This window comes from Caldiplasma sukawensis, from assembly GCF_052315375.1.
Classification (GTDB): domain Archaea; phylum Thermoplasmatota; class Thermoplasmata; order Thermoplasmatales; family Thermoplasmataceae; genus Cuniculiplasma.
This window is the reverse complement of sequence record NZ_JBLSDG010000006.1, coordinates 44,558-57,460: the sequence shown is the minus strand read 5'-3', so window position 1 is coordinate 57,460 and position 12,903 is coordinate 44,558. Positions and strand designations below refer to the sequence as shown.

Genomic DNA, 12,903 nt, shown 5'->3' with positions numbered 1-12,903 from the left:
ATTTAATTTGAAAAACAATATTATTCAATTTTGTATTTCCACAAATATGATGGGAAAATTTTTAATCAGAAATGGCAGAACTTATATTGCAAAAATTTCTGGAGATGACATTCTTGTATATTCAGATCCTGTGGAAATAAATTCTGCGTTTTCAATGATAAACAAAATAGATAATTCTGAGTCAAAGTTTCATCCTATTGATGCCTCATATGAAGAACTGTTGATACCGGTTGATCCGGAAAAAATACTCTGCCCCGCTTTGAATTACGCTAAACACTCACAGGAAACGGGGCAGAAAAGGCCTGATTTTCCATATTTTTTCAGCAAATTCAGGAACTCCCTTAATACGATGCATGGTAACATTGAAAGATACAGGGAAGACAAACTTGATTATGAAGGAGAGATATGTGCCATAATTGGGAAAAAGACAAAATTTTGCTCCATAAGAGAGGCAGAGGAATCAATAGGAGCATATGCCGTGGTAAATGACGTCAGTGAAAGATCAGAACAGGATAAGTTCAGTGAGTCTCTGGGAAAAAACTGGATACCTGCAAAAACAAGGGACGGATACCTTCCCATTTCTAATACATTCTCCACGGAACCAGAGGAAAGGTTCAGGATAGAAACTTTTGTAAACGGTGAAAAGAGACAGGATTCAATAGACGAAGAAATGATCTTCAGTTTCCCGGAGATGATCTCATACATTTCTAAATTCATGACATTGTATCCAGGAGATATGATTCTTTCAGGAACACCATCAGGTGTAGCTAAATCAGGTAAATTTCCATACCTGAAAAATGGTGATGTTATTGAAGTGAAAAGCGAAAAAATTGGACTATTGAGGAATAGGGTTGTGGATGCCTCTTCAGAACGTTAACTTGGGTTCACTTAAAAAAATAATTCTGCCATTTTCCAAATTATATTCTGATATGTGTGACAGTTATTCTATAAGAAAGCAGGAAAACAGACATATAACAGTGAGATTTTCCATTTATGATGTGACTGTTAAATATTTTTTTATGGATTGGTTTTTCTTCGGTTTTCCAAAAAACATGATGAGGACATCTACTGAATCTTACGGAAATTTTCAGTGTTTTGAGAAAAATGTTTGCAAGATTAACACCAATTATTTCAGAGGCATAGATTATCATGGAGCGGAGGCAGCTTGCTTTTACATAGATGATCTATGCGTTGAGATGCATGGAAATCCTGAAAATTTTGAAAAAGTTCTGAATTCTCTTAACATAATAAGAAGCACGAATAGCTCATTTTTAGTCAAATCATTTTACTGCCATGCAAAACCTGAATCTATTGAATGGTTTGAAGAAAAAAATATTGCAATGTTAAAATGGATAAAAAAAACTGATAGACAGGGTGATCTGATTGGTGATTCTCAGGGAACAGGAAAAAATATGATGATAAAAATATTCGTGAATGATTTGAAATCGTATTTCTGGTTCATGAGAGCAAGGAAAAATGAGGAAAGCACCTCCATTTATACATTCTGGAAAAAAGGTGATATTTTCAGGGAAAATTTCAGACTGGATGAATGGGAAATATATGGAATAAGCAGGAACGGGCCATGGATTTCATTAAGAAGGAATGGTGAATGGATTGAATACTTTTCATCTCCGTCTGGTAATGAAAAATATGTCACACATTTGATTGAAAACATTCATTTAGAGAGGAATATGTAATGGTTTACAGGTATTCAAGAACTCATTACCTGGAAAATAAGGGTGAGAAGTATAAGGGTCAAGCTGGAAAATACATTCTTGGCAAAAGATCAAATGGCAGCAATGTTTATTTCAGCGAGAGAGAACTTTTATTTCACTCACTCATTATAGGACGAACTGGCACTGGAAAATCAACATTTTTAAGATCAATTTTGAAAAATATAGGATCACTTGAAAACACCAATATTATAATGATCGATTTCCACGGTTCACTTGCAAATCAAATCTGTTCTGATCTTTCAAATAAGGAAATAGTGTATTTCGGAACTGATATGGAGAGCCAAATTGGTGTGGGCATTAACATACTGTCAGGTGCCAGAAATAACCCTGTATCACTATATCTTTTATCAAAGATACTTTCAAAGGAAGAGAGTTTTTCCTCAGGAACATGGGGACCAAGGCTTCAGACGATCTTCACCGCAATACTTAGAAAGGCTGTTGAGTTGAATGAAAATCTAACACTTGGCGACTTCCTGAATATAATAAACAATAGAGAAAAGATGAAAGAAATAATAAATAAATCGGACGAGCATTCAAAAAACGCAATTAAAAACCTAATAATCAAATGGGACCGATGGTCAGAGTACATATCAAGTTCAATCAACAAACTTCTACCTCTGGTGAGCGATTGTGAAATCTCATCATTAATAGGAAGAAGAGAAGATACCGTAGACATACACAGATTACTCCGTGAAGGAAACAGTCTAATCATAATTGACACATCAAAAACAAGGCACTCTCAACAACAATCATCAATAATAGCGGGTGCAATTTTAAACAGAATATGGACGGATGTAATTTCCAGAGGAACGGTAAAGAAAACTGTTATAATAATTGATGAGGCACAGAACCTTAACTCATCACTGGTAAATGAAATATTGAGTGAGGGGAGAAAGTTTAACCTTTTTCTTTTCCTGTCATCACAGTTCTTTCTGCAATACGATGAAGAAATTCAGGAATCAATACTCTCAAATTGTGGAAACTTTTACATTTTCAACGTATCAAAAAAGGATGCTGACAGAATTTCATCCCTTGTTGGCAATATTAGATTAAGGGATTCCATATTGAAATCCATACTGGAGGGAGGAATGCATAATATTACATACGTTGGTACAAGAGCAGAAAATGGATTAAGAGTGGACTCTTTCAAATCCATTCTTTTGGAAGACGATTATAAAATTCCAGATTTCAAAGGAAGTATAAGGAAATACGGAAGGAAAATTGAGAATGAAACAAATTTATATGGGAATAAAGAGGATCATAAACACCAAAGCCTTGAAATTCTCATTGAAAGCTATTTAAAATCCAAGGGCTACAGGGTATTCAAGGAGACAGACATAGGTGGATTAAAGCCCGACCTTTTCTTTTTTAAAAACGGTGTTCCTGTGTTTGTGGAAGTTGAAAACAGCGATATTAAGCACAAGAGTAGGATAGTGGAGAAGGCAATAAATTATAGTGCATCATATATGATCTTTTTATGCGGTGAAAATGAATCAACTTCCTTGAGGGATTTCTTTCTGAACAAGGAAAAAATTATACATTACCTAGATGAATTGAAAATGGAAGGACGTAACACTTTTTTCAATCCCTTGAAAATTTCCATAATAGAAGAGAGAAAAAATACATTTTACATATCAACAGAGAGTGGTCTAAGAAGATGGTCACCAGAATTCCTTTTCAACTCATCTTTCAGAATGAAGGAGAATGAAGATCCTCATTTACTGGAAATTATGGAAAAAAGCAAAACTCATTTTATAAAAAATTATAATAATATTAACAACTCAGATGAAAAGAAAACAGTTTTAGATTTTTTCATTTGAGTAAATATTAAAATAATGGTATCCAGTCTAATTGTTAACATATATAAATAAAAGGAATACTTTTATAATAAATTTCGATAGTTGAAATATGATAAACGAAGAAGTAAATGAGGAAAACTTTTACGAAAAAACATACAATTTTGTTAAGAGGCATTCTGCAACAAACAACGCATTTATCGACAGATTTGCTCGTGGAGATATAACCGTGGATGAATTTAAAAGATTCTCCATAGAGTTTTACCACTTTACAAGGGAATGGCCAGCCATTCTTGGAACACTACTTGTTAATACACCAAATGAAGATGATGCAGCAAATCTCACAACCATATTGGTTTCAGAGCTTGGAGACATGGATCCAACAAAGAGGCATGAACTGTTGTACAGAAAGTATCTGAGAAGTATAGGGATGGAGCCAGCGGATCTGGTTAAGAGAAAACAGTTGCCCACTACGAAGGAATGGCTTGACGGAATGAGAAGTTATTTCTCAGGAAACTACTACGAAGCACTTGGTGCTGAATTTGGTCTTGAAAACATGGCAATACCTATGTGGGACAAGATACTTTCTGGTTTCAGGGAATTTTTCAAAAAGCATCCCGAATTTTCAAAGGCAGATATAGAATATTTCACATTTCACAGAGAACTTGAATCTCACCATGAAGAGGCAATGGAAGATGTGCTTGGAACTCATAAGAAGGAAAAAGAGGCCAGGGAGGCTTTCTTCAGGGGTGCAGATGGTATACTGAACCTTGAGGAAAAGTTCTGGCTCGGTCTTTCAGATTAATATTTTTTGATAACAGTTTTTTATTCTTTTTTAATAATCCCAATAATGGATTTATTTCTCATTAGGCATGGCCAGACAGATTGGAACCTGGAAGGAAGGTGGCAGGGTTCCCTGGACATCCCACTGAATGAAAGGGGTGTAATGGAGGCAATCTCCTTAAGGGAAAAGGTAAATTCAATAAAACCCGATATAGTTTATTCATCAGATCTTAAAAGAGCATATGAAACAGCCAGGCTTGCCTGCAAGGATATGAATGTTCAGATCATTAAGGACAGCCGCCTAAGAGAAAGAAATCTTGGAGATTTTGAAGGGCTCACAACAGATGAGGTAAGCAGACTTACGGGAACTGAAATGAATATCCTCAGAATAATATCCTCAGACTGGGATGAGTATGGTGTTGAACCCCTTTCCTCACAGTTTAAGAGGGCAAGAGACTTTCTGAAAGATATCTCAGGTAAGAATTTTGATAAGGTGCTTATATTTTCACATGGAGTGATGATTGGTGTTATAAGTGAGATCATAACTGGTGAGAATTTTACCAAAAAAAGGATTGAGAACGGGCAGATCATCAGGTTAAGATTAAATAGGAATCTGTGATATTTTTCTATGATATGGAAAAAAGAGGGAAACATCATATATGCTAAACTGGAATATGAAAAGGATATTTTTGAAGAACTTGAAAATCTTGTTAAAGAGGCGGGAATTAAAAATGGTATGATCATTTCAGGTATAGGGGCAGGCTACAGTATGGATATAGGTTATTTTAAAGATGGAAAATATGAAAGGGAAGTTTATAAGAATCAGATGGAAATAACATCATTTTCAGGCTCAATTTCAGAGGATGAACCAAGGTTCCACATACACATAAATCTTGCGAGACAGGATCATACAATTATTGGTGGCCATTTATTTGGTGGGAAAATCAGGCCACTATTGGAATTAACCATCCTTGAAACAGGTGTGGCATTCGGAAGAAAGATGAACGAAAAATCAAATCTTAAGGAACTTTATTTCAAATAATTATTTTTTATTCACCAACTCTTTTATTAGATCAAGATGCCATGGTTCCCTTTCCCTTAGTTCTCTGAAAATTCCTTCCGCATCCTCCATCTTTATCCCGTACTTTGACATGGTTTCATAAAGTCCCAGATCCTTTAAAAGTCCCTGGATAAGATATGCGGCATCGTCCGCCTGATGCTTTTCTGCCTTAACTCCATCAATTGCTTCTGCAATCTCTTTCATTTTTTCAGGGAAAAATTTCCCATAGAATTTCATGGTCTCAGGTAAAGTGATGCAAGACGTTATTCCATGTGGAATGGAAAATCTTGCACCAATGATCTTACCTATGTTATGACTAACTCCCATTGGCGAATCATAGACCTGAAGATATGAATACCAGGCCCCAATGAAGCATTTTAGCCTTGCCTCATCTGTTGTGTATTCTATGTTATTGTAAAGTAATGAAATTGCTTTAAGTGCAGCCATTTTTCCAATATCTGAAATAGTTTCGTGTATGTATGTTTCCACAGCGTGATCAATGGCCCTTATGCCAGTTGACCTCCACAATCTCTCAGGGGTTTCCCTTGCAGATTCTGGATCGATCAGGATTGCCTTTGGAGTTATTGCCTTATCCCTCACTCCATTTTTGATACCGCCAACGCTGTAACCAGCTATATGTGAAAACTCTGATGCTGAAAGGGTTGTTGGGATGGCAATCTGTGGGATTTCTACATTATACTCATATCTTATCATTTTTGCTGCATCAATGACACTTCCGCCTCCCATTGATATTATTCCTGTACACTTTTCCCTTCTCATGGTATCTACAGCAATCTCTATATCTGAAATTGGTGAGTGTTCCCTGATATAATTTCCAATAACATAGTCAATGTCAATATTATTGATTACTTTCCTGAATGCGTTTGTTTTAGAAACGGAGGAGGATGTTATTATCATTACCTTACCTATTGAATAATCGTGTATTATTTTCCCTGCCCTCTCCAGAACACCCTTTCCGTAAATTACCCTGTCAATGGGAAGATAATTAAATTCCATTATTTCCTGTGCCATGATCTCATGTATTCTTGATCTTCAACATCAATTGCAAGCCTGGTTGGTATCATTGGATCGTAGGTCTCTATCATTACCGCAACTTCATCTGTCCCTTCTTTTCCTATTGCAGATTCTATGGCACCAGGTTGTGGCCCATGGATAATGCCTCTGACGTGTACGGTTATTGATCCTGGTTCTATTCCCTTTCTGCTCATGAAATTTCCGGAAGAGTAAAACAGAAATTCATCAACATCTATATTGTTGTGATAATATGATATTGGTATACTCCTCGGATGAAAATCATACTTCCTTGGAAGGAATGTTCCAACCATCATGGATTTAGACGAGAATGTTTCATGCACAGGGGGTGGTTGATGTAATTTTCCAACTATTGGGGCCATCTTGCTGACATTAATGGCCCATGGATAGAGATAACCATCCCATCCAACAACATCCATCGGGGAAGTTTCTCTCTCCTCTATTGCAAAATAATCCCCATAATCCACATACACTCTGAACTTTCCCTTTTTATCCTCAGGAGTCGTAAATTCAGGAATCCTTATGTCCCTTGTGTAGAATGGTGTTCCTTCCTTTAGCTGACCATACACATTCATGTATCTCTTTGGAATTGTTATGTTATCCCTGCTTTCTATTATCAAAAAATAAGAATCTGCACTGGAAGAAAACTTAAAAGTTAGCCCCTTTGGAACATAAATGTAATCATGTTTAGAGAACTTCACTTTTCCAAGAACAGAATTTAACTCACCATCACCTTCGTGAACAAAAATGATCATGTCATTCAGGGCATTCCTGTAAAAATCATCACTTTTCTCAAGAGGTTTTAAAACACTCACCTTTACATTACCTGCAATTAATAGCTTCCTTCTACCGTTTATAAAGTTCCCATATCTATCTATTTTTCCGGTTCTGTAATGTCTGTGTTTTAATTGGAAGTTTTCAATATTATCATTCTCAATTTTCTCATACTTTATGTCCACCACATCTGTAGGTTCATTTATGTGATACAGAAGGGAATATGGGCCATCAAAACTCTCCTCTCCAAAAAGTTCCTCTCTTCTAATTCTTTCCTTACTATCAAAGGTGTGCCTAAGTTCCGGCACTTCACCCATCTTTACGTAAAAAACCATATCATATCACCTCATTTTCAAGTTCACCAAGAACATTGGATTTAATTCTTACCACATCACCCTTTTTCAGATAATCTTCATCATTTGGGTTTCTTTCAAAAATGCACCCTCCTGGCAGTGTACCTGTCATTATGACATCTCCTCTGAGTATCCTAGAATCCATTGATATATATTCAATAAGCTCCCCGATTGACCAGTACATTGATTCCATATTTGACGAAGAGAATTTCTTTCCATTAATGTAAGATTCAACATTTATGTTAAAAGTTTTTCCATTCCATAGATCCATGATAGTATCAACAGTTGTCACATAGGGTCCAATACTTGTTGCAAAATCCTTTGATTTAGATGGGCCAAGATTTAATTTTGCCTCATCTTTCCAAACATCTCTTGCACTCCAATCGTTCATGAGTGTGAGTCCATAGATATATTTGAGGGCCTCTTCTTTTTTAATATTTGAACCGTTTTTTCCTATGATTATGCCTATTTCAACCTCAAGATCAAGACATTTAGTAAAATAAGGATACTCAAGTTTTTCCATATTCCCAAGTAATTTATCCTTGTTGGTGTAATAGTATACCGGAAATTTGTACCAGGTGGGATCCATATCAAGGCCTCTGGCCTTTCTTGAATTTCGCACATGTTCCTCGAATGCATAACAATCCCTTATCTGATTGACCACTGGAATTGGAGGGAGAAATTTTTCAAGAGTACCGTCTATTTTGATTTCATCATTGAACTCCCTAGTAATGCCATAATAACCATTTAGGTATACATTTTCAGTGATATCAAAATAATTTCCGTTTTCATAAGAAAAAAAAATTTCTCTGTTTTTGTAAAAGCCTCTACCAATTCTCATGATTTCACAGATTCCCTCTCTTTGCCTGGTCTTTTTCTATGGATTCAAAAAGCGCTTTGAAATTTCCCTTACCAAAGGAAGTTGCACCTTTCCTCTGAATTATCTCATAGAAAAATGTTGGCCTTGCTCCAGTTGGCTTTGTGAATATTTGAAGCAGATATCCATCATTATCCCTGTCTATAAGTATGTCAAGATTTTTAAGTTCTTCAATATCCTCATCTATTTTTCCTACTCTGTCTTCAATGTTGTCATAGTAGGAATCGGGTGCTTCCTGAAATTCAATACCATTCTTCTTCATTTTCCCAACAGTCTCAATTATGTTTTCAGTGTGTATGGCAATGTGTTGTACTCCAGGCATATGATAATAATCAAGGTATTCCTGTATCTGTGATTTTTTAAGTCCCTTTGCTGGCTCATTTATTGGGAACACTATCTTTCTGTTATTGTAATGCACAACCTTTGATCTCAGAGCTGAGTATTTTGTGCTTATATCCTTATCATCAAAACTTATTAAAGGTTCAAATCCAAAGCCCTCAACGTAGTAATTAACCCAATTCTCCATTTTTTTCTCTTCAACATTTCCAACTATGTGATCGAATCTCTTTATACCAAAATTTTTCGAATCATCTTCCACTCTGACAAAGCCCGGTGGTAAATCACCATCATACTCACCGTAATCAATGAGGGAATGTACAGTCTCTCCATAGGTACTTGCAACCGCTTTATAAATCGTACCATTATCTGTTTTTATTTTGGATGGTTCAGTAACCTTAACTATCTTCCTCTCCTTCACCTCACTTATGGTGTCATCCATGTTTTTCACTCTTATGGCAATATCTTTAACACCATCACCATGCTGAGCAATATGCCTCGCAATCTCTGAATCACCATCCAGAGGGGTGGTCAGCATTATTCTTGTATTGCCCTGTTCCACAAGATATGATATTCTGTCTCTCACCCCGGTTTCAAGTCCTGCATAACCTATTATTTTGAATCCAAGACCATATTTATGATAATAGGCCCATTGCTTTGATGATCCAACATAAAATTCAACATAGTCTACCTTATCAAGTGGTTTTTCCGTCATACTGTAATATCTAATATTTTATATAATAAGATTTCCCGACTTAATATATTCCATGATACTGATTATCATATAATTTTCACCTGTTTTTCAGTCTTTTCCTTTAAACCTTGTTTTTTTAATTTTAAATGTAATATAAGTATTTATATGCATTATATATCCCCCATTGATCATATTATGGACGAATTAACTCCAAATGCTAAAAAGGTTTATGAGTCACTGAAAAAAATCGGGGCAGTTAGTGAAGAAAAACTAAAAACTGCTGATGATATAATGAAGGCATCTTCCCTGGGAAAGGCCATAGTAAACGGGGCGCTTCAGGAATTACAGAATAAAGGATATGTAAAAAGAGTGGCAAGACAGAAAAGCGCAGGATATTTTGTGATAAAATAAATATTTTTCAGATAAATATTTATTCCTAACTTTCCTTTACATTATAAAGGATGAAAACTCTTATTCTTAACATAGACAGGGACAATGATTTTGGTGTAAAATGCGGAATCACTGCACCTGTCATAGGTTATTCTCAATGTTATAGTGCAGCCGTAAGGCTAATAACAGTTGACCCTGAAGATTCAGACGCAAATGCCCTTTTCGGTGCGCTAAAACACTATGAAAAACTACAATCAGAGGGGGAAGACATAGAAATAGCTCTTGTGACCGGGGACGAAGACGTTGGAGAAAAATCAGATCAGATCATATCAAAACAGCTGGACGCAATATTTAACGAGGAAAAATACGACAGCGTGATTTTGATATCAGACGGGGCTGAGGACGATTATGTGATCCCTCTGGTGTTGTCAAAGGCAAAGATAAGATATGTAAAACACATAATAGTGAGGCACAATCAGAACATAGAATCATTATACTATTACATTGTAAAGGCTGTCCAGGACAAAAAGATGATTAAAAAAGTTGCAGTTCCCGTTGGTCTTCTTCTTCTCACATACGGTGCTGTCTCTCTGATTTTTAACATAATTTTCGATTTCATGAGCGGAAAGTTCGTAAGCAATAACCCTTCAGATTATGCCGCAATATTTGTCACAGTGGTTATCGGGGCATATTTTGTAGACAAAGGTTTCGATATGGGGATGCATTTTTCCTCTCTTATATTGAGGTTGAGAACTTATTCAGAGGAAGCAAGAATAATGTTCATCGGACTCATTGTTGCAATAGGTCTTGTAATGGTTGGTATAGCTGACACATATTCACTTCTTATCGTTAAGTCACTTCCCGGCCTTGATAATTTTCTTAGATTCATTCAGAATTTCAGCCTTTGGATTTATGCAGCTCTCTTCACATTGGGCATATTCCGGATAGTTGACAGTTTCATAGGAAACGGTAAAAGAGATTTCAAAAATTATTATTCAATAATATTCCTTCTTGCTGCAGAATTGGTCTTCTTCGGCATGACGGGATACATAAGATTTGTTTTGAAGTATGAGACAAATCATTATGGAATTTTTTCTATGATACTCCTGTTTACGGGAATCGGCATAGCAGTTCTTACCGCAGTAATGAGGAAGAGATTACAGCCCGGTTTGGGGGCAGAAACAAGTGGAAACTGAAGAGGAACGATGGTGCAGAAAGTACAAAAACATATGTGAAAATTTAAAAATAAATTGTGCCGACGACTACACTTCATTTTCTATTCTAAGATCAAAATGTAAGTTTGAAGATGATGTCATTAAAAAATTGGAACTATTTCGTGGAAAAGATTTTAAAATAATCGGTGGTGCAAAAAAGGGCATTTCATTAAATGTGGGAAAAAATTCTGTGGTCTTAGTCGCAGATTCTGGCATTGAAAATTTGTCAAACATAGTGCCTGACATCATAGTTACTGATCTTGATGGGGAAAACGAAAGGATAAAAATGTGCGTTAAGTCTGGCTCCATACCAGTTGTACATGCACATGGAGATAATATGAATAAAATTAAAAATGAAAAGAATATTTTCGAAGGTTATTTTTTTCCTACAGGGCAGTCTTGCCAGATTCCTAAAAAGAACAACCTTTTTGGTTTTACAGATGGAGACAGAGCAGTATTGCTAGCAGATAGACTTGAAGCATCTTCAATTGAACTTCTATGTTTCGATTTTGAAAACCCTTCAGACAAAGGAAATCGTGAATTGAAAAAGAAAAAACTAGAAATTTCCAAGGAAATAATTAATGAAATTAGCATGAAAAGAACTGGAAAAACAATAGAGAAAAATGGTTTTATTTTTTGATAATTTCTCCATCTACAAATATTACTGGAAAATTCACAATGTTTGGCGTCAGAGCCTCATCTATATCCCTTCCCTGGCCAATCATCTTTAACCGTTTACTTCCATTGCTGTTTCTCACTTTTTCTATGAAATCATTTAAATTTACTTCTCCATTATGAAAATACGTCTCAACCGCCTGAGCGAAATAAAAATCCTCATCAGCAGTTCCGTCTGGCCTTCCGGACATAAAAATGTCAATTTCGTCAAATTGTTTAAGTTGGTCAATTGTTGCTGTGAAATTTACAAATGATCCTATATAAATAGGTCCATTATTTTCTATCCGTTTTAAAACCTTTGTACCATTTGTAGAGGTGAATGCAACAATTTTTCCTTTTAGATCTGTATGGTTTGCTTCATATGGTGAATTACTCATCTGAAAGCCGGGAATCTTGAAGCCATATCTTTCCCCTGAAAGAATTACTGATGGATCTTTTTTTTTCAAAAGTTTTACCTCTTTAATACTGGAAAATGGTATGACTTTCAATGCACCAGACTTAAGCATCAGTGGAATGGTAGTGGTCGATCTGAAAACATCTACAAGAAGCTTAGGATTGTCAGAAATTTTTAGGGCTTTTCTACCCTCAACAATGTTAACTCTCAATGAAGGGTTAATGTAAAAAAGTATTAAAATAAATCATCAATACAGTTTGGATATTCAAATGGCACAGGAAGTCAAAACAATGGTAGAGGGTGGAAAGGCAACAACTGGTCCTCCTCTTGGTCCAGCTCTAGGTCCTTTGGGGCTGAATCTTGGTCAGGTGGTAAAGGAAATAAACGAAAAGACAAAGGATTACGCTGGAATGCAGGTACCCGTCATAGTTAGGGTGACAGATCCTACAAAAAAGCTTTATGAGATAGAAATAGGCATTCCTCCAACATCTGCTCTAATTAAGAAGGAGATAGGGATAGAAAAGGGTTCAGGAAAGAGGAAAGAACAGATTGCAGGGAACGCCACATTGGATCAGATAAAGAAGGTTGCAAAAGCAAAGATGGATGCAATGTTATCAAATGATTTGAAAGCAGCAGTAATGGAGGTTCTTGGAACAGGACTCACACTTGGAATTACAGTGGATGGAGAAGACTGCAAAACAGTTCAGGAAAAAATAAGGAAGGGAGAAATCAAAATAGAGTGAAACATTTATTTAGTATTTTCCACTT

General features: G+C 35.9%; 15 protein-coding genes. 10 read left to right on the top strand and 5 right to left on the bottom strand.

From position 1 onward, the window contains the following. Nucleotides 1-46 precede the first annotated feature (46 nt). The 6 genes from ACNF4Z_RS04660 to ACNF4Z_RS04635 all read left to right on the top strand — a co-directional run bounded on the left by ACNF4Z_RS04660 (nucleotide 47) and on the right by ACNF4Z_RS04635 (nucleotide 5,357). Nucleotides 47-877, top strand: coding sequence for a fumarylacetoacetate hydrolase family protein (locus ACNF4Z_RS04660; protein ID WP_458328081.1), 831 nt, complete (start codon nucleotides 47-49; stop codon nucleotides 875-877). After that, on the top strand, nucleotides 858-1,697 hold the full coding sequence (locus tag ACNF4Z_RS04655; RefSeq protein WP_458328080.1) for a hypothetical protein: 840 nt from the start codon (nucleotides 858-860) through the stop codon (nucleotides 1,695-1,697). Before ACNF4Z_RS04660 ends, ACNF4Z_RS04655 begins: the two co-directional genes overlap by 20 nt. Continuing rightward, a complete protein-coding gene (locus tag ACNF4Z_RS04650) occupies nucleotides 1,697-3,556 on the top strand; it encodes an ATP-binding protein (protein WP_458328079.1) in 1,860 nt (619 codons plus the stop codon). The genes ACNF4Z_RS04655 and ACNF4Z_RS04650 overlap by 1 nt, the downstream gene beginning before the upstream one ends. Before the next feature lie 88 nt (nucleotides 3,557-3,644). Further along, entirely contained in the window at nucleotides 3,645-4,337 is a 693-nt protein-coding gene (locus ACNF4Z_RS04645; RefSeq protein WP_458328078.1) for a TenA family transcriptional regulator, read from the top strand. A 45-nt stretch (nucleotides 4,338-4,382) separates the two neighbouring features. Then, nucleotides 4,383-4,934 carry a histidine phosphatase family protein gene (locus ACNF4Z_RS04640; RefSeq protein WP_458328077.1) on the top strand — a complete coding sequence of 184 codons (552 nt, stop codon included), beginning with the start codon at nucleotides 4,383-4,385 and terminating at the stop codon, nucleotides 4,932-4,934. A 9-nt stretch (nucleotides 4,935-4,943) separates the two neighbouring features. Continuing rightward, nucleotides 4,944-5,357, top strand: a complete 414-nt coding sequence (locus ACNF4Z_RS04635; RefSeq protein ID WP_458328076.1) for a PPC domain-containing DNA-binding protein — start codon at nucleotides 4,944-4,946, stop codon at nucleotides 5,355-5,357. On the opposite strand, the gene ACNF4Z_RS04630 is transcribed toward ACNF4Z_RS04635, so the two are convergent. Genes ACNF4Z_RS04630 through hppD form a run of 4 tightly spaced genes read right to left on the bottom strand, consistent with a single transcriptional unit; the run spans nucleotide 5,358 to nucleotide 9,483 of the window. Next, nucleotides 5,358-6,407 (bottom strand): iron-containing alcohol dehydrogenase, encoded by a 1,050-nt coding sequence (locus ACNF4Z_RS04630; protein WP_458328075.1) that lies wholly within the window; start codon nucleotides 6,405-6,407, stop codon nucleotides 5,358-5,360. After that, the gene (locus ACNF4Z_RS04625) at nucleotides 6,392-7,537 is read right to left on the bottom strand and encodes a homogentisate 1,2-dioxygenase (RefSeq protein ID WP_458328074.1); all 1,146 of its coding nucleotides are present in this window, start codon (nucleotides 7,535-7,537) and stop codon (nucleotides 6,392-6,394) included. The genes ACNF4Z_RS04630 and ACNF4Z_RS04625 overlap by 16 nt, the downstream gene beginning before the upstream one ends. 1 nt (nucleotide 7,538) lies before the next feature. Next, the gene (locus ACNF4Z_RS04620; protein WP_458328073.1) at nucleotides 7,539-8,396 is read right to left on the bottom strand and encodes a fumarylacetoacetate hydrolase family protein; all 858 of its coding nucleotides are present in this window, start codon (nucleotides 8,394-8,396) and stop codon (nucleotides 7,539-7,541) included. A gap of 4 nt (nucleotides 8,397-8,400) precedes the next feature. Further along, nucleotides 8,401-9,483 (bottom strand): 4-hydroxyphenylpyruvate dioxygenase, encoded by a 1,083-nt coding sequence (hppD, locus tag ACNF4Z_RS04615; protein WP_458328072.1) that lies wholly within the window; start codon nucleotides 9,481-9,483, stop codon nucleotides 8,401-8,403. Nucleotides 9,484-9,657: 174 nt separating this feature from the next. On the opposite strand from hppD, the gene ACNF4Z_RS04610 reads away from it, so the two are divergent. From ACNF4Z_RS04610 to ACNF4Z_RS04600, 3 genes are read left to right on the top strand one after another with little or no spacing between them, the layout of a single operon-like run. Then, nucleotides 9,658-9,873, top strand: coding sequence for a transcriptional regulator (locus ACNF4Z_RS04610; protein WP_458328071.1), 216 nt, complete (start codon nucleotides 9,658-9,660; stop codon nucleotides 9,871-9,873). Nucleotides 9,874-9,923: 50 nt separating this feature from the next. After that, entirely contained in the window at nucleotides 9,924-11,048 is a 1,125-nt protein-coding gene (locus ACNF4Z_RS04605; protein WP_458328070.1) for a DUF373 family protein, read from the top strand. After that, nucleotides 11,038-11,706 carry a 6-hydroxymethylpterin diphosphokinase MptE-like protein gene (locus ACNF4Z_RS04600; protein ID WP_458328069.1) on the top strand — a complete coding sequence of 223 codons (669 nt, stop codon included), beginning with the start codon at nucleotides 11,038-11,040 and terminating at the stop codon, nucleotides 11,704-11,706. Before ACNF4Z_RS04605 ends, ACNF4Z_RS04600 begins: the two co-directional genes overlap by 11 nt. On the opposite strand, the gene ACNF4Z_RS04595 is transcribed toward ACNF4Z_RS04600, so the two are convergent. Beyond that, nucleotides 11,696-12,346 carry a 2-phosphosulfolactate phosphatase gene (locus ACNF4Z_RS04595; RefSeq protein ID WP_458328068.1) on the bottom strand — a complete coding sequence of 217 codons (651 nt, stop codon included), beginning with the start codon at nucleotides 12,344-12,346 and terminating at the stop codon, nucleotides 11,696-11,698. The two genes, ACNF4Z_RS04600 and ACNF4Z_RS04595, sit on opposite strands and share 11 nt — an antisense overlap. A 58-nt stretch (nucleotides 12,347-12,404) precedes the next feature. On the opposite strand from ACNF4Z_RS04595, the gene ACNF4Z_RS04590 reads away from it, so the two are divergent. After that, a complete protein-coding gene (locus tag ACNF4Z_RS04590) occupies nucleotides 12,405-12,878 on the top strand; it encodes a 50S ribosomal protein L11 (protein ID WP_458328067.1) in 474 nt (157 codons plus the stop codon). Nucleotides 12,879-12,903 lie beyond the last annotated feature (25 nt).